Annotated in this window: 23 protein-coding genes; 13 read left to right on the plus strand and 10 right to left on the minus strand. The window is 61.6% G+C overall.

Annotated elements, in window-relative coordinates:
• The first annotated feature begins 17 nt into the window (after positions 1 to 17).
• Positions 18 to 1,364, plus strand: a complete 1,347-nt coding sequence (gene pmbA / locus BLS27_RS20215) for a metalloprotease PmbA (protein ID WP_043213256.1) — start codon at positions 18 to 20, stop codon at positions 1,362 to 1,364.
• Between the two features lie 160 nt (positions 1,365 to 1,524).
• Here pmbA and BLS27_RS20220 read toward each other — a convergent pair whose 3' ends face one another.
• From BLS27_RS20220 to BLS27_RS20265, 10 genes are all read right to left on the minus strand, one after another.
• The gene (locus BLS27_RS20220) at positions 1,525 to 1,797 is read right to left on the minus strand and encodes an HPr family phosphocarrier protein (protein ID WP_043213258.1); all 273 of its coding nucleotides are present in this window, start codon (positions 1,795 to 1,797) and stop codon (positions 1,525 to 1,527) included.
• A gap of 20 nt (positions 1,798 to 1,817) precedes the next feature.
• Positions 1,818 to 2,672 (minus strand): RNase adapter RapZ, encoded by an 855-nt coding sequence (rapZ, locus tag BLS27_RS20225; RefSeq protein ID WP_043213260.1) that lies wholly within the window; start codon positions 2,670 to 2,672, stop codon positions 1,818 to 1,820.
• Between the two features lie 2 nt (positions 2,673 to 2,674).
• The gene (ptsN, locus tag BLS27_RS20230) at positions 2,675 to 3,139 is read right to left on the minus strand and encodes a PTS IIA-like nitrogen regulatory protein PtsN (protein ID WP_043213263.1); all 465 of its coding nucleotides are present in this window, start codon (positions 3,137 to 3,139) and stop codon (positions 2,675 to 2,677) included.
• A gap of 12 nt (positions 3,140 to 3,151) precedes the next feature.
• Complete coding sequence (gene hpf, locus BLS27_RS20235; RefSeq protein ID WP_043213265.1) at positions 3,152 to 3,460, minus strand: ribosome hibernation-promoting factor, HPF/YfiA family; 309 nt, start codon at positions 3,458 to 3,460, stop codon at positions 3,152 to 3,154.
• A gap of 77 nt (positions 3,461 to 3,537) precedes the next feature.
• Positions 3,538 to 5,031, minus strand: a complete 1,494-nt coding sequence (locus BLS27_RS20240) for an RNA polymerase factor sigma-54 (RefSeq protein WP_090346613.1) — start codon at positions 5,029 to 5,031, stop codon at positions 3,538 to 3,540.
• A 158-nt stretch (positions 5,032 to 5,189) separates the two neighbouring features.
• Positions 5,190 to 5,915 carry an LPS export ABC transporter ATP-binding protein gene (gene lptB / locus BLS27_RS20245; RefSeq protein ID WP_043213270.1) on the minus strand — a complete coding sequence of 242 codons (726 nt, stop codon included), beginning with the start codon at positions 5,913 to 5,915 and terminating at the stop codon, positions 5,190 to 5,192.
• A complete protein-coding gene (gene lptA / locus BLS27_RS20250; RefSeq protein WP_090346615.1) occupies positions 5,916 to 6,440 on the minus strand; it encodes a lipopolysaccharide transport periplasmic protein LptA in 525 nt (174 codons plus the stop codon).
• Positions 6,427 to 6,999 carry an LPS export ABC transporter periplasmic protein LptC gene (gene lptC, locus BLS27_RS20255; protein WP_043213277.1) on the minus strand — a complete coding sequence of 191 codons (573 nt, stop codon included), beginning with the start codon at positions 6,997 to 6,999 and terminating at the stop codon, positions 6,427 to 6,429. The genes lptA and lptC overlap by 14 nt, the downstream gene beginning before the upstream one ends.
• An 8-nt stretch (positions 7,000 to 7,007) precedes the next feature.
• On the minus strand, positions 7,008 to 7,532 hold the full coding sequence (locus BLS27_RS20260) for a KdsC family phosphatase (protein WP_043213281.1): 525 nt from the start codon (positions 7,530 to 7,532) through the stop codon (positions 7,008 to 7,010).
• 14 nt (positions 7,533 to 7,546) lie between these two features.
• On the minus strand, positions 7,547 to 8,524 hold the full coding sequence (locus BLS27_RS20265; protein ID WP_043213283.1) for a KpsF/GutQ family sugar-phosphate isomerase: 978 nt from the start codon (positions 8,522 to 8,524) through the stop codon (positions 7,547 to 7,549).
• 234 nt (positions 8,525 to 8,758) lie between these two features.
• Between BLS27_RS20265 and BLS27_RS20270 the strand changes: the two genes are divergently transcribed.
• The 12 genes from BLS27_RS20270 (at position 8,759) to BLS27_RS20330 (ending at position 19,676) form a co-directional block, all read left to right on the plus strand.
• Positions 8,759 to 9,568, plus strand: coding sequence for an ATP-binding cassette domain-containing protein (locus tag BLS27_RS20270; protein ID WP_043213285.1), 810 nt, complete (start codon positions 8,759 to 8,761; stop codon positions 9,566 to 9,568).
• Positions 9,568 to 10,365: a lipid asymmetry maintenance ABC transporter permease subunit MlaE gene (gene mlaE / locus BLS27_RS20275; protein WP_043213287.1), complete on the plus strand. Its 798-nt coding sequence runs from the start codon at positions 9,568 to 9,570 to the stop codon at positions 10,363 to 10,365. Before BLS27_RS20270 ends, mlaE begins: the two co-directional genes overlap by 1 nt.
• Positions 10,365 to 10,850 (plus strand): outer membrane lipid asymmetry maintenance protein MlaD, encoded by a 486-nt coding sequence (gene mlaD / locus BLS27_RS20280; protein WP_009683030.1) that lies wholly within the window; start codon positions 10,365 to 10,367, stop codon positions 10,848 to 10,850. Before mlaE ends, mlaD begins: the two co-directional genes overlap by 1 nt.
• A 9-nt stretch (positions 10,851 to 10,859) precedes the next feature.
• Positions 10,860 to 11,513 carry an MlaC/ttg2D family ABC transporter substrate-binding protein gene (locus BLS27_RS20285; protein WP_043213291.1) on the plus strand — a complete coding sequence of 218 codons (654 nt, stop codon included), beginning with the start codon at positions 10,860 to 10,862 and terminating at the stop codon, positions 11,511 to 11,513.
• Positions 11,510 to 11,812, plus strand: coding sequence for an STAS domain-containing protein (locus BLS27_RS20290; RefSeq protein ID WP_043213294.1), 303 nt, complete (start codon positions 11,510 to 11,512; stop codon positions 11,810 to 11,812). The genes BLS27_RS20285 and BLS27_RS20290 overlap by 4 nt, the downstream gene beginning before the upstream one ends.
• Before the next feature lie 118 nt (positions 11,813 to 11,930).
• A complete protein-coding gene (locus BLS27_RS20295) occupies positions 11,931 to 12,170 on the plus strand; it encodes a BolA family protein (protein WP_029613593.1) in 240 nt (79 codons plus the stop codon).
• A 24-nt stretch (positions 12,171 to 12,194) separates the two neighbouring features.
• Positions 12,195 to 13,460 carry a UDP-N-acetylglucosamine 1-carboxyvinyltransferase gene (murA, locus tag BLS27_RS20300; protein ID WP_043213299.1) on the plus strand — a complete coding sequence of 422 codons (1,266 nt, stop codon included), beginning with the start codon at positions 12,195 to 12,197 and terminating at the stop codon, positions 13,458 to 13,460.
• A gap of 88 nt (positions 13,461 to 13,548) precedes the next feature.
• Positions 13,549 to 14,184, plus strand: coding sequence for an ATP phosphoribosyltransferase (hisG, locus tag BLS27_RS20305; protein WP_043213301.1), 636 nt, complete (start codon positions 13,549 to 13,551; stop codon positions 14,182 to 14,184).
• A 125-nt stretch (positions 14,185 to 14,309) separates the two neighbouring features.
• The gene (gene hisD / locus BLS27_RS20310) at positions 14,310 to 15,635 is read left to right on the plus strand and encodes a histidinol dehydrogenase (RefSeq protein ID WP_090346618.1); all 1,326 of its coding nucleotides are present in this window, start codon (positions 14,310 to 14,312) and stop codon (positions 15,633 to 15,635) included.
• Between the two features lie 2 nt (positions 15,636 to 15,637).
• Positions 15,638 to 16,681, plus strand: a complete 1,044-nt coding sequence (gene hisC, locus BLS27_RS20315; RefSeq protein ID WP_090346621.1) for a histidinol-phosphate transaminase — start codon at positions 15,638 to 15,640, stop codon at positions 16,679 to 16,681.
• Between the two features lie 1,053 nt (positions 16,682 to 17,734).
• A complete protein-coding gene (locus BLS27_RS20325; RefSeq protein WP_043210736.1) occupies positions 17,735 to 18,382 on the plus strand; it encodes a FadR/GntR family transcriptional regulator in 648 nt (215 codons plus the stop codon).
• A 13-nt stretch (positions 18,383 to 18,395) separates the two neighbouring features.
• Positions 18,396 to 19,676, plus strand: coding sequence for a CynX/NimT family MFS transporter (locus BLS27_RS20330; RefSeq protein ID WP_090346625.1), 1,281 nt, complete (start codon positions 18,396 to 18,398; stop codon positions 19,674 to 19,676).
• The last annotated feature ends 59 nt before the right edge of the window (positions 19,677 to 19,735 follow it).

Raw genomic sequence — 19,735 nt, forward strand, 5'->3', positions numbered from 1 at the left:
TTCGAGTGGAGAGAACCATGAGTGCAGTCCAGAGCGTAGGCCCCAAGGACCTGCCGGCGTTGCAGGAACAGGTCGAGGCGATCATCGCCGAAGCACGTCGCCAGGGCGCCAGCGCCTGCGAAGTTGCGGTGTCGCTGGAGCAGGGCTTGTCCACTACGGTGCGTCAACGTGAGGTCGAGACGGTCGAGTTCAACCGCGATCAAGGTTTTGGTATCACCCTTTATGTTGGCCAGCGCAAAGGCTCGGCCAGTACATCGGCCAGCGGCCCGGACGCGATTCGCGAGACTGTGGCGGCTGCGCTGGCCATTGCCCAGCACACCTCCGAGGATGAATGCGCAGGCCTGGCCGATGCGGCGCTGATGGCCCGCGAGATCCCTGATCTCGACCTTTACCATGATTGGGCCCTGGAGCCGGAAAAGGCCGTCGAGATGGCATTGGCCTGTGAGGCCGCAGCCTTCGATGCCGACCCGCGCATCCTCAATGCCGATGGCACGACCCTGAACACCCACCAAGGCTGCCGAGTCTATGGCAACAGCCACGGTTTCATCGGCGGTTATGCCTCCACGCGCCATAGCCTGAGCTGCGTGATGATCGCCGAAGGCGAAGGACAGATGCAGCGTGACTACTGGTACGACGTCAATCGCCAGGGCCAATTGCTGGCCGACCCGCGTAGCATCGGGCAGCGCGCCGCACAGCGTGCCGCCAGCCGCCTGGGTGCTCGTCCGGTGCCGACCTGCGAGGTGCCCGTGCTGTTTTCCGCGGAACTGGCCGGCGGGTTGTTCGGCAGCTTCCTGTCGGCCATCTCCGGCGGCAATCTGTACCGTAAATCCTCCTTCCTTGATGGCGCTATCGGCCAGCGTCTGTTCCCTACCTGGCTGACGCTCGATGAACGTCCCCACTTGCCGCGAGCCCTGGGAAGCGCAGCTTTCGACGGCGATGGCCTGGCGACCTATGCAAAGCCATTCGTGGAAAAAGGCGAGCTGGTCTCCTACCTGCTGGGCACCTATTCCGGACGCAAGCTGGGACTGCCAAGTACTGCCAACGCTGGTGGTGTGCATAACCTGTTCGTCACCCATGGGGTGGAGGACCAGGCCGCACTGATCCGCCGCATGGGGCGTGGCTTGCTGGTAACCGAACTGATGGGGCACGGCCTCAACATGGTGACGGGGGATTACTCCCGCGGCGCGGCGGGCTTCTGGGTAGAGAATGGCGAGATCCAGTTCCCCGTCCAGGAGGTGACGATCGCCGGCAACATGAAGGACATGTTCCAGCAGATCGTAGCGATCGGCAGTGATATCGAAACCCGGAGCAATATTCATAGCGGCTCGGTGCTGATCGAGCGGATGACGGTGGCGGGGAGCTGATACCTGCCAGCAGGCGGGACGATTGAAACTCAGGGCCGCATAGCGGCCCTTTGCTTTTGTTCTGTGTGGGGGATGTTGCCATCCCAGAATTGGATCTGAGCCGGTACGGCTACGCGGCAAGGTCAGCCAGGTCGGCTCGATTTGAGCCCTTCGCGGCGGATTACTCGCCTTCGTCGAAATAGTTGTTGATCAACTCGACCAAGGCGTCCATGGCCTCATTGTCCTGTTCTCCCTCGGTCATCAGGTGCACCTGGGTGCCCTTGCCCGCGGCGAGCATCATCACTGCCATGATGCTCTTGCCATCCACCATTTTGTCCGGCGCACGCCCCACCCTGACCTGGCAGGGGAAGCGCCCGGCTACGCCAACGAACTTGGCTGCCGCCCGGGCGTGGAGCCCCAGCTTGTTGATGATGGTGATTTCGCGGGCGGGCATTGGGGTGCGGATCCTGTGGGCTAGAGGTCGCGATGGCGGACCTGGACGTTTTTCAGGGTGGGTTGCAAAAGTTGGCCCAGGCGCTCGGTCAGGTAGACAGAACGGTGGTGACCGCCTGTGCAGCCAATCGCGATGGTGACATAGGCGCGATTGCTGGCGGCGAATCGTGGCAGCCATTTGAGCAGATAACTGGAGATGTCCTGGAACATCTCTTCGACATCCGGTTGGGCGGCCAGGTAGTCGATTACCGGCTGCTCCAGCCCGGAGTGTTCGCGTAGCTCGGGCTTCCAATACGGATTAGGCAGGCAACGGACATCGAACACCAGATCGGCATCCACGGGCATGCCGCGCTTGAAGCCAAAGGACTCCACCAGAAACGCTGTGCCTGGCTCGGGCTGATTGAGCAGACGCAGCTTGATCGAGTCGCGCAACTGGTAAAGGTTGAGGTTGGTGGTGTCGATCTTGAGATCGGCCAGATCGGCGATCGGGCCCAGCAGTTCGCTTTCGACACGGATCGCTTCGGCGAGGGAGCGATTGGCGTTGGTCAGCGGGTGTCGACGACGCGTTTCGGAGAAGCGCTTGAGCAGGGTCTCCTCGTCGGCATCCAGATACAGCACGTCGCACTGGATATGCTGGGCTCGCGCGCCCTCAAGCAGTTCGGGGAAGCGCGTCAGGTGACTGGGCAGGTTGCGCGCGTCGATGGAGACAGCCACCTTGGGTTGCAGCAGTTCGGTATTGATCAACGCGTTTTCTGCCAACTGCGGCAATAGCCCGGCGGGTAGGTTGTCGATGCAGTAATAACCGTTGTCTTCCAGCACGTCGAGGGCGGTGCTTTTGCCGGAGCCAGACCGGCCGCTGACGATGATCAGGCGCATGTTCAGTGCTCGTTCTGTGCGTCCAGGACTACCTGGTACAGGGCCTCGCTGCTGTTGGCGGCACGCAGGCGATCGCGGACCTCCTTGCGATCGAGCATGCTGGCAATCTGGCGCAGCAGTTCAAGGTGGGCGTCGGTGGCGGCTTCTGGCACAAGCAGGACGAACAGCAGATCCACCGGCGCGCCATCGATGGCGTCATAGTCGATGGGGGCATCCAGGTGCAGCAGGGCGCTGACCGGAGCGGTGCAGCCTTCGAGGCGACAATGGGGGATGGCGATGCCGTTGCCGAAACCGGTGGATCCGAGCTTTTCACGGCCAACCAGTTTTTCGAATACGTCTTCCATCTCCAGTTCGGGCACTTCCCTGGCGATCAGGGTGGCGATTTCCTGGAGCACGCGCTTTTTACTGCCGCCCGGCACGTTCACGAGGGAACGGCCGGGGGTCAGGATGGTTTCAAGTCGGATCATGGATGAGAGGGATCAGCGGGCGGCTGCACCTTGCAGCAGGCTTTGCTGTTTTTCCTTATGTTTTTTCAGTTGGCGGTCGAGCTTGTCAGCCAGGGCGTCGATCGCTGCATACATGTCTTGGTGTTCGGCATTGGCGACCACTTCACCGCCGGGAATCTGGAGTGTGGCCTCCACCTTCTGCTGCAGTTTTTCGACCTTCATGATCACCGTCACGTTGGTGATCTTGTCGAAATGCCCCTCCACGCGGGCGAGCTTTTCAAGGACATACTCGCGCAGTGGTTGAGTGACTTCTACATGCTGTCCACTGATGTTGACTTGCATACAGCTTCTCCTTTGTTGCCCGTGCATAAAGGGCAGGTATTGCACCTGCCACTGAAACGCTATGGCTCTTCCAGGGGCTACATCAGTCGCTTGCGCTCACTCGACGGTGCGATGCCGAGGGACTCGCGGTACTTGGCGACGGTGCGACGGGCTACCTGGATGCCTTGTGCCTCCAGTAAACCAGCGATCTTGCTGTCACTCAATGGCTTTTTCTGATTTTCCGCCGCAACCAGTTTCTTGATGATCGCGCGGATCGCCGTAGACGAGCATTCACCGCCTTCGGAGGTGCTTACATGGCTCGAGAAAAAGTATTTCAGTTCGTAGATACCGCGCGGGGTATGCATGTATTTCTGCGTGGTGACCCGGGAAATGGTCGATTCGTGCATGCCTACCGCTTCGGCGATATCGTGCAGTACCAGCGGCTTCATCGCCTCGTCACCATGGTCCAGGAAGCCTCGCTGGTGCTCGACGATCTGGGTGGCGACCTTCATCAGCGTCTCGTTGCGACTTTGCAGGCTCTTGATGAACCAGCGCGCTTCTTGCAACTGGTTGCGCATGAAGGTGTTGTCGGCGCTGGTATCGGCGCGGCGGACGAAGCCGGCATACTGCGGGTTGACCCGCAGGCGTGGTATCGCTTCCTGGTTCAGTTCGACCAGCCAGCGGTCGCTGTCCTTGCGCACGATGACGTCGGGAACCACGTACTCGGGCTCGCTGGACTCGATCTGCGAACCAGGGCGCGGGTTCAGGCTCTGCACCAGTTCGATGACCTGGCGCAGCTCGTCCTCCTTGATCTTCATGCGACGCATCAGCTGGCTGTAGTCGCGGCTGCCGAGCAAGTCGATGAAATCAGTGACCAGGCGCTGCGCCTCAGCCATCCAGGGGGTGTTCGCCGGAAGCTGACGTAGCTGCAGCAGCAGGCACTCGCCAAGGCTGCGGGCGCCAATGCCTGCGGGTTCGAATTGCTGGATGCGGTGCAGTACCGCTTCGACTTCGTCGAGCTCGATATCCAGTTCGGGGTCGAAGCCTGCGCAGATTTCTTCGAGGCTGTCCTCCAGGTAACCCTGTTCGTTGATGCTGTCGATCAGGGTCACGGCGATCAGCCGGTCGGTGTCGGACATCGGCGCCAGGTTGAGTTGCCACAGAAGATGGCTCTGCAGGCTTTCGCCGACGGAAGTGCGGGTGGTGAAGTCCCACTCGTCGTCATCGCTGGCGGGCAGGTTGCTGGCACTGGTCTGGTAGATGTCTTCCCAGGCAGTGTCCACGGGTAATTCGTTGGGGATGCGCTCGTTCCATTCGCCTTCCTCCAGGTTCTCGGCACTGCTGGTGCTTTCCTGGAAGCTGCTCTCTTGGGCTTCGGCAGCCGGCTTGCTTTCGGCGTTGTCGGCCATCGGGTCGCTGTTGTCGAAGTCGTCGCCGTCTTCCTGACGTTCGAGCATCGGATTGGACTCCAGCGCTTCCTGGATTTCTTGTTGCAGGTCCAGGGTGGATAGCTGGAGCAGACGGATGGCCTGTTGCAACTGCGGGGTCATCGTCAGTTGCTGGCCCATTTTTAGGACGAGCGATGGTTTCATGGCTGGGGCTTAATACCTTGTTCGCCGGCGCGCATGCGCCATCCACTACACGTAGGGCGCCGAGGCGCCAATTTTAAGCAAGTTATATGCCTGAAATTGTAGCGTTTGCCTAGAGCACTGTGTCACTTCCTTCAGTGCTCCAAGCAGACTCCGGGCCTTTAAAGTCGGAACTCGTGGCCCAGGTAAACCTCCTTGACCAAATCGTTGGCCAGGATGGTCTCGGCGTCGCCCTCGGCGATCAGCTGACCATCATTGACGATGTAGGCGGTTTCACAGATATCAAGGGTTTCACGGACGTTGTGGTCGGTGATCAGCACCCCGATGCCCTTGGCCTTGAGGTGGTGGATGATCTGTTTGATATCGCCAACGGAGATCGGGTCTACACCCGCGAAAGGTTCGTCCAGCAGGATGAACTTCGGTGCGGTGGCCAGGGCGCGGGCGATCTCGACCCGGCGGCGTTCGCCACCGGAGAGGCTCATGCCAAGGTTGTCGCGGATGTGGCTGATGTGGAATTCCTGCAGAAGGCTTTCCAGCTCCTTTCTGCGGCCGTCACGGTCGAGCTCCTTGCGGGTCTCGAGGATGGCCATGATGTTGTCGGCCACCGACAGCTTGCGGAAGATCGAGGCTTCCTGGGGCAGATAGCCGATGCCGGCGCGGGCGCGACCGTGCATGGGCTGGTGGCTGACGTCCAGGTTGTCGATCAGTACGCGTCCCTGGTCGGCGCGGACCAGGCCAACGATCATGTAGAAGCAGGTGGTCTTGCCGGCGCCGTTGGGGCCGAGCAGGCCGACGATCTGACCGCTGTCGATCGACAGGCTGACGTCGCGGACAACCTGGCGGCTCTTGTAGCTCTTGGCCAAGTGCTGGGCTTTGAGGGTTGCCATTTACTCGGTCTTCTTCTTCGGCTGGATCACCATGTCGATACGCTGACGTGGTGAAGTCACATTGCCACCACGACCGGCGGTAGCCACCTGGGTCTTGGTGTTGTAGACGATCTTCTCGCCTTCGGTGGTGTTGCCTTCGTTCTCGACCTTGGCGCGGTCGGTGAGGATCACCATGTCCTTTTGCGCCTGGTACTGGATGGTCACGCCCCAGCCTTTCATCTTGTCGGGTTTGGCGGCGCTCTGCTGTTGCTCGAAGTAGGCCAGGTTGCCCACCGAGGTGACCACGTCTATATCGCCGGAGGCGGCACGGGTGATGGTCACGGTGTTGCCTTTGATCATCATCGAACCCTGGGTGATGATCACGTCGCCGGTGTAGGTGGCGACGCCTTGCTTGTCGTCCAGGTGAGCGTTGTCAGCCTGGATGCGGATAGGCTGGTCACGATCGTTCGGCAGGGCCAAGGCGCTCGCGCTTCCCAGTGCCGCGCTCAGGCTGAGCAAAAAGGGGAGGGTGTTAACGAGCCTCATACTGTCCTCTTACGTTGGACAGCAGGTCCATCCTGCCGTCTTTCAAATACGCTTTCATTCCTTTGCCCGTAGTCGTCCCACCGGCGCCGTCGATTCTAACGGCTTGCTCGGTCTGCGCATATTGCTTCTGCGGGAAGACGGTCATGCGGGTGGTGGTGATGATCGTTTCGCGCTGCTTTTCATCGGTGCGGGCAACCCGGACCTTGTCGATCAGCTCGACCTCGCTGCCATCCGGGTTGACCTCGGCGCGCACGCTCTGCACGTGCCAGGGATACTGGGTGCCCCGGTACATGTGCAGGTCCGGCGTGGTCACCAGGGTGATCTCGCTGGACTTGAGGTGCTCCACCTTGTCGGCGGTCATTTCGTATTGCACCTTGCCATCAGGCAGGTACTGCACGCTGTGGGCATTGATCGCATAGTAGTCGATGGCATTCTCATCGACCTGGGCCACCGGCTTTTCGAGGAAACTCTCGGGGCTGATGTTCCAGTAGCCGACGGCCACCAGCAGTGCGGCGATCGCACCGAGCAGCACGATATTCCTGGCTTTCTTGCTGAACATGTCTGGCCTTAGAGGTAGTTGGCGTTGGCAGCGTCCAGGGTGCCCTGGGCCTGCATGATCAGTTCACAGAACTCGCGTGCGGCACCTTCGCCGCCGCGGGCCTGGGTCACGCCATGGGCGTGCTGGCGAACGAACGGGGCGGCGCTTGCCACCGCCATGCCAAGGCCTACGCGGCGGATCACCGGCAGGTCTGGCAGGTCATCGCCCAAGTAGGCGACCTGTTCATAGCTTAGGCCCAGTTCGGCGAGCAGGCTGTCGAGCACTACCAGTTTGTCCTCGCGGCCCTGGAACAGGTGCGGGATGCCGAGGTTTTTTGCTCGGCGCTCGACCACCGGGGTCTTGCGCCCGCTGATGATCGCTGTGGTCACGCCCGAAGCCATGAGCATCTTGATGCCGTGGCCATCCAGGGTGTTGAAGGTCTTGAACTCGCTGCCGTCTTCAAGGAAATACAGACGTCCGTCGGTCAGCACGCCATCGACATCGAACACGGCCAGCTTGATGGCCTTGCCGCGTTGCAGAAGATCCGGGTTCATTGCATTGCACTCCATCACATCACGCCTGCGCGCAGCAGGTCATGCATGTTCAAGGCGCCGGTGGGGCGGTCGTTCTGGTCGACCACCACCAGCGCGTTGATCTTGTTGTCTTCCATGATGCGCAAGGCCTCGGCGGCGAGCATCTCGGCGCGTGCGGTTTTGCCGTGGACGGTCATCACCTGGTCGATGATGGTCTTGTGCACATCGATGTTGCGCTCCAGGGCGCGGCGCAGGTCGCCGTCGGTGAACACCCCGGCCAGACGGCCGTCGGCCTCCAGGACCACGGTCATGCCTACCAAACTCTTGCGCGACATCTCTACCAGGGCGTCCTTGAGCAGGGTGCCACGCGGCACGATCGGCAGTGCTTCGCCGGTGTGCATGACGTTTTCCACCTTCAGCAGCAGGCGGCGACCCAGCGCGCCTCCCGGATGGGAGAAAGCGAAGTCTTCGGCCGTGAACCCGCGTGCCTCGAGCAGGGCGATGGCCAGGGCGTCACCCAGCACCAGCGCGGCAGTGGTGGAGGAGGTGGGCGCAAGATTGAGCGGGCAGGCCTCCTGGGCGACGCTGGCATCAAGGTTGACCTCGGCGGCCTGGGCCAGGGGAGAGTCCGGGTTGCCAGTGAGGCTGATCATCTGGATGCCCAGGCGCTTGATCAATGGCAGCAGGGTAACGATCTCGGCGGTGCTGCCTGAGTTGGACAGTGCCAGGATGACATCGTCGCGGGTGATCATGCCCATGTCGCCGTGGCTGGCCTCGGCCGGGTGCACGAAAAACGCTGGGGTGCCGGTGCTGGCGAGGGTCGCGGCGATCTTGTTGCCGATATGGCCCGACTTGCCCATGCCGAGCACGACGACTCTGCCTTTGCTGTTCAGAATCAGCTCACAAGCTTTGACGAAATTGCCGTCGATGCGGGGCAGCAGGCCCTCTACGGCTTCGAGTTCCAGGCGCAGGGTGCGCTGGGCGGATTGGATCAGCTCGCTGGATTGGCTCATGTCGGAAAGCAATGTCTGGTAAAAAAGGTGCCGATTATAACGGCAATGTGCGAAACCCTCATCTTTCGTTTGCCTGGGTTGCTGTCGCGGGCCTGAACAGCCCCTGCAATGGCCTTGGGGGCGGCATTGCAGCGGTGCTATAGTTCGCCGCTATTGCGCCCGGCAGGGACGCGTGTGCCTTCATGAAGAGGGTAGGCGTCCATTGCAGACGAGGCTGCATCGCAAGGAGTCTAGATGAGTGTGGATAGCGCCTACGCGGTCGAGTTGAAGGGGGTTACCTTCAAGCGCGGTTCGCGCAGCATTTTCAGCAATGTCGACATACGCATCCCACGGGGTAAGGTCACCGGCATCATGGGGCCTTCCGGGTGCGGCAAGACAACCCTGTTGCGCCTGATGGGCGCGCAGTTGCGTCCCTCCAGCGGCGAGGTTTGGGTCGCCGGGCAGAACCTGCCGAGCCTGTCGCGCAGCGACCTGTTCGATGCGCGCAAGCAGATGGGCGTTCTGTTCCAGAGCGGTGCCTTGTTCACCGATCTCGACGTTTTCGAGAACGTTGCATTCCCGTTGCGGGTGCACACCCAATTGTCGGACGAGATGATCCGCGACATCGTTCTGATGAAGCTGCAGGCCGTGGGCCTGCGCGGGGCTATCGACCTGATGCCGGACGAGCTGTCCGGTGGCATGAAGCGCCGGGTGGCGCTGGCTCGGGCGATCGCGCTGGATCCACAGATCCTCATGTACGACGAACCTTTCGTCGGTCAGGATCCCATCGCCATGGGGGTGCTCGTGCGCCTGATCCGGCTGCTCAACGACGCCCTTGGGATCACCAGTATCGTGGTTTCCCATGACCTGGCCGAGACCGCGAGCATCGCTGACTACATCTATGTGGTCGGTGATGGCCAGGTGCTGGGGCAGGGCACGCCCGACGAGCTGATGGGGTCGGATAATCCGCGTATCCGCCAGTTCATGAAGGGCGATCCGGATGGCCCGGTGCCATTTCACTTTCCTGCGCCTGACTATCGCGCCGATCTGCTGGGGGCGCGGTGATGCGCAGAAAATCCATACTCGAACGCATTCGTTTGTTCGGCCGCTCGGCCATCGACGTCCTGGCTGTGCTCGGCCGCTCCTGCCTGTTCCTCGGGCACGCCATGGGTGGGCGCGGAGGCATCGGTGGCGGCTTCCAGTTGCTGGTCAAGCAGCTTTATTCGGTAGGTGTACTGTCGCTGGCGATCATCGTGGTTTCCGGCGTGTTCATCGGCATGGTGCTGTCGCTGCAGGGCTACAGCATTCTCACCAAGTACGGATCGGAGCAGGCCGTTGGCCAGATGATCGCCCTGACCTTGCTGCGTGAGCTCGGGCCGGTTGTGACTGCCTTGCTGTTCGCAGGGCGCGCGGGCTCGGCCCTGACCGCCGAAATCGGCAACATGAAGTCGACCGAACAACTGTCCAGTCTGGAGATGATCGGTGTCGACCCACTCAAGTACATCGTCGCCCCGCGTCTGTGGGCCGGTTTCATCTCGCTGCCGATGCTGGCGCTGATTTTCAGTGTGGTCGGTATCTGGGGCGGATCCTGGGTGGCCGTGGATTGGCTGGGCGTCTACGAGGGCTCGTTCTGGGCCAACATGCAAAACAGTGTTTCCTTCACCGACGACGTGCTCAACGGGTTGATCAAAAGCGTTGTGTTCGCCTTCGTCGTGACCTGGATCGCCGTGTTCCAGGGGTATGACTGCGAACCCACTTCGGAAGGGATCAGCCGTGCCACCACCAAGACCGTGGTCTATGCCTCGTTGGCAGTCCTGGGTCTGGACTTTATTCTGACCGCCTTGATGTTTGGAGATTTCTGATGCAAAACCGCACCCTGGAAATCGGTGTCGGCCTGTTCCTGCTGGCCGGGATCCTGGCGTTGCTGCTGCTGGCCTTGCGCGTCAGTGGTTTGTCCGCAAGCCCCAGCAGCGACACCTATAAAGTTTATGCGTACTTCGACAATATCGCTGGTTTGACGGTCAGAGCTAAAGTGACCATGGCCGGTGTGACCATCGGCAAGGTCACGGCCATCGATCTGGATCGCGACTCCTACACCGGTCGGGTGACCCTGCAGCTGGACAAAAGCGTCGACAATCTGCCGACCGACTCCACTGCTTCTATCCTGACCGCCGGATTGCTCGGCGAGAAGTACATCGGCATCAGCGTGGGTGGTGAAGAAGACGTGCTCAAGGATGGCTCTACCATCCATGACACCCAGTCGGCACTGGTGCTGGAAGATCTGATTGGCAAGTTCCTGCTCAATTCCGTTGGCAAGGAACCTAAAGAAGCCCAACCCGCTAATTAAGGAGTTTCCATGATCTCGATCCTGCGACGCGGCCTGCTGGTCCTATTGGCGGCCTTCCCTCTGCTGGCCCTGGCGGCACCTGGGCAAACCCCACGTGACGTGGTGCAAGGCACCACCGATGCCCTGTTGAGCGACCTCAAGGCCAATAAGGAACAGTACAAGACCAACCCTCAGGCCTTCTACGATGCGCTCAATCGTATTCTCGGCCCAGTGGTCGATGCCGATGGCATCTCCAAGAGCATCATGACCGTGAAGTATTCGCGCAAGGCCACGCCCGAGCAGATGCAGCGTTTCCAGGAAAACTTCAAGCGTAGCCTGATGCAGTTCTATGGCAACGCACTGCTGGAGTACAACAACCAAGGCATCACCGTCGATCCGGCCAAGACTGAAAATGGCGATCGCGCCAGCGTGGGCATGAAGGTCACCGGCAACAACGGTGCGGTTTATCCGGTCCAGTACACCCTGCAAAAGCTCGGTGACGAGTGGAAGGTACGTAACGTGATCGTCAATGGCATCAACATCGGCAAGCTGTTCCGCGATCAGTTCGCAGATGCCATGCAGCGCAATGGCAACAATCTGGACAAGACCATCGACGGCTGGGCCGGCGAGGTGGCCAAGGCCAAGGAAGCGGCCGACAATTCGCCAGACAAGGAAGTGAAATGAGCGAAGCTGGCGTGAGCATGACCGAGCCGGGCGTCCTGCGCCTGGCCGGGGTTCTGGACTACCGCAGCGGTCCGGCCCTGCGCAAGGAGGGCAAGGCGCTGATCGCGGCTTGTCGTGAGTCTAGGCTGGTGTTCGATTGCTCGTCGGTGGCCAAGTCCAGCAGTGTCGGCCTCTCCCTGCTGCTGGGCTTCATCCGTGATGCCCAGGCCGCAGGCAAGGGCTGGGAACTGCGTGGCATGCCTGATGACATGCGGGAAATCGCCGGGGTTTATGACCTCGATGAAGTGTTGGCGGGCTGATGGTTCGCCACTAAGGGATAGCCCCTCGGTCAGCGCACCCCACCATGGGCTTCGCAGGCGAGGGGCTTTTTTGTATGATGGCCGACCCGCGCGCACTGGGCGCCGATTGAGGTTGAGCATGCAGGCCGTAGAAGTTAAAAGCTTCCTTGAAGAGAAATTGCCGGGAACCCGGGTCGAAGTTGAGGGCGAAGGCTGCAACTTCCAGTTGAACGTGATCAGCGACGAGCTGGCCGGCCAGAGCCCGGTCAAGCGCCAGCAGGCGATCTATGCTCACCTGAATCCGTGGATCGCCGATGGCAGCATCCATGCGGTAACCATGAAATTTTTCAGCAGCGCAGCCTGGGCTGAGCGCACCTGAGCCAACGTTGGCGGCGAGATTGCAATGGACAAACTGATTATCACTGGCGGCGCGCGCCTCGACGGCGAGATCCGCATTTCCGGGGCGAAGAACGCCGCCCTGCCAATTCTTTCGGCGACCCTGCTGGCTGACGGCCCGGTCACCGTAGGCAACCTGCCACACCTGCACGACATCACCACCATGATCGAGCTGTTCGGCCGCATGGGCATCGAGCCTGTGATCGACGAGAAGCTCTCGGTGGAGATCGACCCGCGCACCATCAAGACCCTGGTTGCGCCCTACGAGCTGGTCAAGACCATGCGTGCCTCGATCCTCGTGCTCGGCCCGATGGTCGCCCGTTTCGGTGAAGCTGAAGTCGCGCTGCCTGGCGGTTGCGCCATCGGTTCGCGCCCTGTAGACCTGCACATCCGCGGTCTCGAGGCCATGGGTGCGAAGATCGAAGTCGAAGGTGGCTACATCAAGGCCAAGGCGCCTGAAGGCGGCCTGCGTGGTGCGCACTTCTTCTTCGACACCGTCAGCGTGACCGGTACCGAGAACATCATGATGGCTGCTGCCCTGGCCAAGGGCCGCAGTGTGCTGCAGAACGCCGCCCGCGAGCCTGAAGTGGTCGACCTGGCCAACTTCCTGATCGCGATGGGCGCCAAGATCCAAGGCGCCGGCACCGACACCATCACCATCGATGGCGTCGAACGCCTGCACTCGGCCACCTACCGCGTGATGCCCGACCGTATCGAGACCGGCACCTACCTGGTCGCCGCTGCCGTCACCGGCGGTCGCGTGAAGGTCAAGGACACCGATCCGACCATCCTTGAAGCCGTACTGGAAAAACTCAAGGAAGCGGGTGCCGAAGTCACAGCCGGCGAAGACTGGATCGAGCTGGACATGCACGGCAAGCGACCGAAGGCCGTCAACCTGCGTACTGCTCCGTACCCGGCCTTCCCGACCGACATGCAGGCGCAGTTCATCTCGCTCAACGCCATCGCCGAAGGCACTGGCGCGGTGATCGAGACCATCTTCGAAAACCGCTTCATGCACGTCTATGAAATGCACCGCATGGGTGCGCAGATCCAGGTCGAAGGCAACACCGCCATCGTGACTGGGGTCAAGGCGCTCAAGGGTGCACCGGTCATGGCTACGGACCTGCGGGCTTCGGCCAGCCTGGTGCTGTCGGCCCTGGTCGCCGAGGGCGATACCCTGATCGACCGCATCTACCACATCGACCGTGGTTACGAGTGCATCGAGGAAAAACTGCAGATGCTCGGGGCGAAGATCCGCCGCGTACCGGGCTAGTCTGTTCGGCGCAGGGATGCGCCACCGAATTCCACGCGGCCGGGCGCTTGCCCGGTCGGCTGTAGCCGCTTAAGGACCGACGTTTCCCATGTTGACCATCGCGCTATCCAAGGGCCGAATCCTCGACGATACCCTGCCATTGCTGGCCGAGGCCGGTATCGTGCCGACCGAGAATCCGGACAAGAGCCGCAAGCTGATCATCCCGACGACCCAGGACGATGTGCGCCTGCTGATCGTGCGCGCCACCGACGTGCCGACTTATGTCGAGCATGGGGCCGCTGACCTCGGTGTGGCCGGCAAGGACGTGTTGATGGAATACGGCGGTCAGGGTCTGTACGAGCCGCTGGACCTGCAGATTGCCCGCTGCAAGCTGATGACCGCCGGGGCGGTTGGCGCGCCGGAACCCAAGGGGCGTCTGCGCGTGGCTACCAAGTTCGTCAATGTAGCCAAGCGCTATTACGCCGAGCAGGGCCGTCAGGTCGACATCATCAAGCTGTACGGTTCCATGGAGCTGGCACCTCTGATCGGCCTGGCCGACAAGATCATCGACGTGGTCGACACCGGCAACACGCTGCGTGCCAACGGTCTGGAACCCCAGGAGCTGATCGCAACCATCAGCTCGCGCCTGGTGGTCAACAAAGCCTCCATGAAAATGCAGCATGCCCGCATCCAGAGCTTGATCGACACCCTGCGCCAAGCCGTCGAATCGCGACACCGCGGCTGACTTTCGCACGCGACTTTCTGTCGCGTCCGTCTATCCGCGTCATCGCCATTTTTCTCGGGTGCCCGCGCGGATGGACTGGTAGCCTAGGGCGCCTGAGCATTCGCTAATAAAACGAGGCCCTCGTCATGACCGTGTCCACTGCAATTGCCCGTCTCAATGCCGCTGATCCGGATTTCGCCCGACATCTGGATCATCTGCTGAGCTGGGAAAGCGTGTCCGATGACGCGGTCAATCAGCGCGTGCTCGACATCATCAAGGCTGTCCGCGAGCGGGGCGATGCCGCGTTGGTCGAGTTCACCCAGCGTTTCGATGGCGTCGAGGCCAAGGGTATCGACGACCTGATCCTAGGCCGTGAACGCCTGGAGCTGGCATTGACCCGCATCACGCCCACCCAGCGCGAAGCTTTGGAGATCGCCGCCAGCCGAGTGCGTAGCTACCACGAGCGGCAGAAGCAGGATTCCTGGCAATACACCGAGGCCGATGGCACCGTGCTCGGCCAGAAAGTCACGCCGCTGGACCGCGCCGGCCTGTACGTGCCGGGCGGCAAGGCCTCGTACCCATCGTCGGTGCTGATGAACGCCATCCCGGCCAAAGTCGCCGGTGTGTCCGAAGTGGTGATGGTGGTGCCGACCCCACGCGGGGAGGTCAACGAACTGGTGCTGGCCGCCGCGTGCATCGCAGGCGTCGATCGCGTCTTCACCATCGGTGGCGCCCAAGCCGTTGCGGCCCTGGCCTACGGGACCGAGAGCGTGCCCCAGGTGGACAAGATCGTCGGTCCGGGCAACATCTACGTAGCCACTGCCAAGCGCCACGTGTTCGGCCAGGTTGGCATCGACATGATCGCCGGTCCGTCGGAGATTCTCGTTGTCTGCGACGGCCAGACCGACCCGGACTGGATTGCCATGGACCTGTTCTCCCAGGCTGAGCACGACGAGGATGCCCAGGCGATTCTCGTCAGCCCTGACGCCGCCTTCCTCGATCGCGTGGCGGCCAGTATCGCCAAGCTGTTGCCGACCATGGAGCGGGCCGAGATCATCGAGAAATCGATCAATGGTCGTGGCGCGCTGATCCAGGTTCGCGACATGCAACAGGCCATGGACGTTGCGAACCGCATTGCTCCCGAGCACTTGGAGCTTTCGGTCGCCGATCCGCAGGCATGGTTGCCGCAGATCCGTCATGCGGGCGCGATCTTCATGGGGCGTCACACCAGCGAAGCCTTGGGCGACTACTGCGCCGGCCCCAACCACGTGCTGCCGACCTCCGGCACCGCGCGCTTTTCCTCGCCGTTGGGCGTGTATGACTTCCAGAAGCGTTCGTCGATCATCTACTGCTCGGAGCAGGCCGCTTCCGAGCTGGGCCACACGGCATCGGTCCTGGCGCGCGGCGAATCGCTGACCGCCCACGCCCGCAGTGCCGAATACCGCATCCTCACCGAGAGCAAGGGGAACTGAACATGAGCCGTTTCTGGAGCCCCTTCGTCAAGGACCTGGTGCCTTACGTACCGGGGGAGCAACCCAAGCTGACCCGCCTGGTCAAGCTCAATACCAACGAGAACCCCTACGGCCCGTCGCCCAAGGCCTTGGAGGCCATGCAAGGCGAGCTGAACGACAACCTGCGCCTGTACCCGGATCCGAACGGTGATCGGCTCAAGCAGGCGGTCGCCGACTACTATGGCGTCACTGCCCAGCAAGTGTTCGTCGGCAACGGCTCGGATGAAGTGTTGGCGCACATCTTCCACGGCTTGTTCCAGCATGATGCGCCGCTGTTGTTCCCGGACATCAGCTACAGCTTCTACCCGGTCTACTGCGGCCTTTACGGAATCGCATTCGAGCAGGTGGCGCTGGATGAGCAATTCCAGATCCGCATCGAGGACTATAAGAAGCCCAACGCCGGCATCATCTTCCCCAACCCCAACGCACCGACCGGTTGCCTGTTGCCGTTGCAGGCGATCGAGCAACTGCTGCAGGCCAACCGTGACTCGGTGGTGGTGGTGGATGAAGCCTATATCGATTTCGGCGGCGAGACCGCCATCAGCCTGGTGGACCGCTACGATAACCTGCTGGTGACCCAGACCCTGTCCAAGTCGCGCTCCCTGGCCGGCCTGCGGGTCGGCCTGGCGGTGGGGAATCCTGCGCTGATCGAGGCGCTGGAGCGGATCAAGAACAGCTTCAACTCCTACCCGCTCGACCGCATGGCGATCGTGGGCGCGGCGGCAGCGTTCGAAGACCGAGCCTACTTTGACCAGACCTGCCACAAGGTGATCGAGAGCCGTGAGGCGTTGGTCGAGCAATTGACGGCGCGCGGTTTTGAAGTGCTGCCTTCGGCGGCCAACTTCATCTTTGCACGGCACCCTGAGCGGGACGCTGCCCAGGTGGCGGCGCGCTTGCGCGAGCAAGGGGTGATCGTGCGGCACTTCAAGCAAGAGCGGATTGCGCAGTTCCTTCGGATTACCATCGGGACACTGGAGCAGAACCAGGCGTTGCTTGATGCGCTGTGAGTGAGTAGGTGGATGGGTGGTTGGTGGTTCGACGGGCGTGGAGTTATCCGTTGATGTGCTGACACTGATCACCTGTTCGCCCTTATGTTGGTTGTTGGTTGTTGGTTGTTGGTTGTTGGTTGTTGGTTGTGGGTTTTGAGGTTTGTGGGCTTATCCGTTTTATTTGTCGACGGTTAATCACCTTTCCGCCTTTACGGCGGGTCACTTTTGGTCTTGGCCAAAAGTAACCAAAAGCCGCGCGCCCCTGCATCCGGCCCGGCGCTTCGCACCGGGTTCCCTCGCTGCGGTGTCTTACGGGGCCTCGCGGCCTCCGGCTGGCTGCGCCAGCCTCCATCTCGCGACTTCGGCTACGCCGAAGGGCGCTACGCGCCTGCCCCTACAGACACCTCCGCTCGGCCTGCTGATGGGGCGCAAGTTACGGGCGGCGCCTGGGCTGGCGTTGTTTTATTGAGTGGTTTTTGTGGTGAGCTTTTGGGCCATTCGCGGGTAAACCGGGGCGCCGAACCGCCGCTCCTACCCGCAAATAGGCTGGAACAAACACCCAAACAATTAACTTGTTTGCCGTTGCCGTTGCCGTTGCCGTTGCCGTTGCCGTTGCCGTTGCTTTTGATGCGCGATAGTCCAGACACCACCCATCGCGACCTCAGAAGGCCGAGTGGAGGTGTCTGTAGGAGCAGGCGCGCAGCGCCCTTCGGCGTGAGCCGAAGTCGCGAGATGGAGGTTTGCACAGCAAACCGGAGGCCGCGAAGCCCCGAAAGGCACCGGAGCGGAGGGAACCCCGGAGCGCAGCGCAGGGGCCGCATGTGGGAGCCAGCGGTTTTTGCCTACTTTTGCCCAAGAGCAAAAGTAGGTCGCCGTAAAGGCGAAAAGCGCCGGTGGCGCCCCCACCAACACCGGATATTCACACAGCCTGAAAGCCCAAGCCCAAGCCCAAGCCCAAGCCCAAGCCCAAGCCCAAGCCCAAGCCCAAGCCCAAGCCCAAGCCCGAAACCTTGCCCCACTCCCACCACCCAGCTATCTTACCCAAAATTCATCCGATGACCGGATCTACCCATGACCCTACTCATCAAACGCTCCCTAGTTGAACAAGCCGTCGACCAACTCCGCACCCGCATCACCAGCGGTATCTGGTCCATCGGCCAACGCCTGCCCACTGAACCCGAACTCGCCCACGAACTAGGCATCAGCCGCAACACCGTTCGTGAAGCCATGCGCGTGCTCGCCTTCAGCGGCCTGGTCGAGATCCGCCAAGGCGATGGTAGTTACCTGCGCACCGCCCAAGACCCGCTCCAGGCGGTCCAGGCCATGGCCCGCTGCACGTCGGAACAGGCCCGGGAAACTCGCCGTATTCTGGAAACCGAAGCGATCGGCCTGGCCGCCCAGCGCCGCACCGAAGCGGATATACACCGCCTGCGCCAGGCTTTGCAGAACACTGCTGCGCATTTTCATGGCGATATAAAGACTTACGTTGAGTGCGACTTGGTCTTTCACCAGCAGTTAGTGGACGCCGCCCACAACCCTGCGTTGAGCGAGCTCTACCGTTACTTTTCCGGCGTTGTGGCAGCGGCGTTGGAGCACAACATGGCGACCACCCCCCGGTGCCAGACGGTATTCGACCTGCACGGTCAGATCGTCGATGCCATCGAACAATGTGATCCGGAACGTGCCAAGCACTTGAGCCGTACCCTAATTGAATCCTGACAATGAGACGCCCATGGCCGCACCCACCATTCACGAAACTGCTCATCGCCAGCAGGAATTCGAAGAACTGCTGATCGACGCCGAAGCCGACGACGAGCAGGTCCAGCAGCAGCCTGTAGTGCTGCAGCGGCCATGGTTGCTGTTGCTTGGCTTGGTACTGGTGGCACTGAACCTGCGTCCTGCGCTGTCGAGCATGGCGCCGGTACTGGGCCAAGTATCGGAGGGACTAGGGCTGAACGCGTCCCAGGCGGGCCTGCTGACGACTTTGCCAGTGCTGTGTCTTGGCCTGTTCGCTCCATTGGCACCGGTCCTGGCTCGACGCTTTGGCAGTGAGCGGGTGGTGCTGGGCATTCTGCTGACCTTGGCGCTGGGTATTTGGGTACGCAGTGTCCTGGGGGTGACCGGCGTGTTTCTGGGCAGTGTCATGGCCGGCGCGAGCATCGGCATCATCGGCGTGTTGCTTCCGGGCATCGTCAAACGGGACTTCCCACAGCATGCCGGTACCCTGACCGGTGTCTATACCATGGCCTTGTGCCTGGGGGCGGCTCTGGCCGCCGGTGCCACGGTGCCATTGGCGCGCCACTTCGATGACAGTTGGGCCTTGGGCTTGGGCTTCTGGCTGGTGCCTGCGTTGATCGCGATGGTGGTATGGCTGCCCCAGGCGCGCCAGGGGCACGGCCTGCACAAGGTGGCCTATCGGGTGCGCGGTCTATGGCGCGATCCGCTGGCCTGGCAGGTCACGCTGTACATGGGCTTGCAGTCTTCGCTGGCCTACATCGTGTTTGGCTGGCTCCCCTCGATGCTCATCGGCCGAGGCCTGAGCCCTACGGAGGCTGGGTTGGTGTTGTCCGGGTCGGTGATCGTGCAACTGGTGAGCTCGCTCAGCGCGCCTTGGCTGGCCACCCGAGGCAAGGACCAGCGCCTGGCTATCGTCATCGTCATGCTGGTCACCCTGGCAGGGTTGTTCGGTTGCTTGTATGCACCGGTTTCAGGGCTGTGGGGCTGGGCCGTCGTGCTCGGACTGGGGCAGGGTGGTACGTTCGCCCTGGCGTTGACGTTGATCGTGCTGCGCTCGAAGGATTCCCATGTAGCTGCGAATCTTTCGAGCATGGCGCAAGGGGTCGGCTATACGTTGGCGTCCGCAGGGCCGTTTGCCGTAGGCCTGGTGCATGACCTGACGGGGGGCTGGACGGCTGTGGGCTGGATATTCGCGGCGCTGGGCATTGGGGCGATTCTGTTCGGCCTTGGGGCTGGGCGGGCATTGCATGTGCAGGTGGTCAGCGAGAAGGTGTGACAAAGCCTATTCATGGCGCGAATGAGCATGGCGCTCCCATGCGGGGCACATTATCGTTG

Origin of the sequence: Pseudomonas guariconensis, from assembly GCF_900102675.1 — a bacterium.
Classification (GTDB): Bacteria; Pseudomonadota; Gammaproteobacteria; order Pseudomonadales; family Pseudomonadaceae; genus Aquipseudomonas; species Aquipseudomonas guariconensis.

What these genes read in the sequence shown, in the direction of transcription:
- BLS27_RS20290 (WP_043213294.1), top strand. Translation starts at nt 11,510, where the DNA reads ATGAGCGAAGCTGGCGTGAGCATGACCGAGCCGGGCGTCCTGCGCCTG.
- murA (WP_043213299.1), top strand. Translation starts at nt 12,195, where the DNA reads ATGGACAAACTGATTATCACTGGCGGCGCGCGCCTCGACGGCGAGATC.
- lptA (WP_090346615.1), bottom strand. Translation starts at nt 6,440, where the DNA reads ATGAGGCTCGTTAACACCCTCCCCTTTTTGCTCAGCCTGAGCGCGGCA.
- lptB (WP_043213270.1), bottom strand. Translation starts at nt 5,915, where the DNA reads ATGGCAACCCTCAAAGCCCAGCACTTGGCCAAGAGCTACAAGAGCCGC.
- BLS27_RS20270 (WP_043213285.1), top strand. Translation starts at nt 8,759, where the DNA reads ATGAGTGTGGATAGCGCCTACGCGGTCGAGTTGAAGGGGGTTACCTTC.
- BLS27_RS20295 (WP_029613593.1), top strand. Translation starts at nt 11,931, where the DNA reads ATGCAGGCCGTAGAAGTTAAAAGCTTCCTTGAAGAGAAATTGCCGGGA.
- BLS27_RS20220 (WP_043213258.1), bottom strand. Translation starts at nt 1,797, where the DNA reads ATGCCCGCCCGCGAAATCACCATCATCAACAAGCTGGGGCTCCACGCC.
- lptC (WP_043213277.1), bottom strand. Translation starts at nt 6,999, where the DNA reads ATGTTCAGCAAGAAAGCCAGGAATATCGTGCTGCTCGGTGCGATCGCC.
- hisG (WP_043213301.1), top strand. Translation starts at nt 13,549, where the DNA reads ATGTTGACCATCGCGCTATCCAAGGGCCGAATCCTCGACGATACCCTG.
- mlaE (WP_043213287.1), top strand. Translation starts at nt 9,568, where the DNA reads ATGCGCAGAAAATCCATACTCGAACGCATTCGTTTGTTCGGCCGCTCG.
- BLS27_RS20325 (WP_043210736.1), top strand. Translation starts at nt 17,735, where the DNA reads ATGACCCTACTCATCAAACGCTCCCTAGTTGAACAAGCCGTCGACCAA.
- BLS27_RS20260 (WP_043213281.1), bottom strand. Translation starts at nt 7,532, where the DNA reads ATGAACCCGGATCTTCTGCAACGCGGCAAGGCCATCAAGCTGGCCGTG.
- rapZ (WP_043213260.1), bottom strand. Translation starts at nt 2,672, where the DNA reads ATGCGCCTGATCATCGTCAGCGGCCGGTCTGGCTCCGGCAAAAGCACC.
- BLS27_RS20330 (WP_090346625.1), top strand. Translation starts at nt 18,396, where the DNA reads ATGGCCGCACCCACCATTCACGAAACTGCTCATCGCCAGCAGGAATTC.
- hpf (WP_043213265.1), bottom strand. Translation starts at nt 3,460, where the DNA reads ATGCAAGTCAACATCAGTGGACAGCATGTAGAAGTCACTCAACCACTG.
- mlaD (WP_009683030.1), top strand. Translation starts at nt 10,365, where the DNA reads ATGCAAAACCGCACCCTGGAAATCGGTGTCGGCCTGTTCCTGCTGGCC.
- pmbA (WP_043213256.1), top strand. Translation starts at nt 18, where the DNA reads ATGAGTGCAGTCCAGAGCGTAGGCCCCAAGGACCTGCCGGCGTTGCAG.
- ptsN (WP_043213263.1), bottom strand. Translation starts at nt 3,139, where the DNA reads ATGATCCGACTTGAAACCATCCTGACCCCCGGCCGTTCCCTCGTGAAC.
- hisD (WP_090346618.1), top strand. Translation starts at nt 14,310, where the DNA reads ATGACCGTGTCCACTGCAATTGCCCGTCTCAATGCCGCTGATCCGGAT.
- BLS27_RS20240 (WP_090346613.1), bottom strand. Translation starts at nt 5,031, where the DNA reads ATGAAACCATCGCTCGTCCTAAAAATGGGCCAGCAACTGACGATGACC.
- BLS27_RS20265 (WP_043213283.1), bottom strand. Translation starts at nt 8,524, where the DNA reads ATGAGCCAATCCAGCGAGCTGATCCAATCCGCCCAGCGCACCCTGCGC.
- BLS27_RS20285 (WP_043213291.1), top strand. Translation starts at nt 10,860, where the DNA reads ATGATCTCGATCCTGCGACGCGGCCTGCTGGTCCTATTGGCGGCCTTC.
- hisC (WP_090346621.1), top strand. Translation starts at nt 15,638, where the DNA reads ATGAGCCGTTTCTGGAGCCCCTTCGTCAAGGACCTGGTGCCTTACGTA.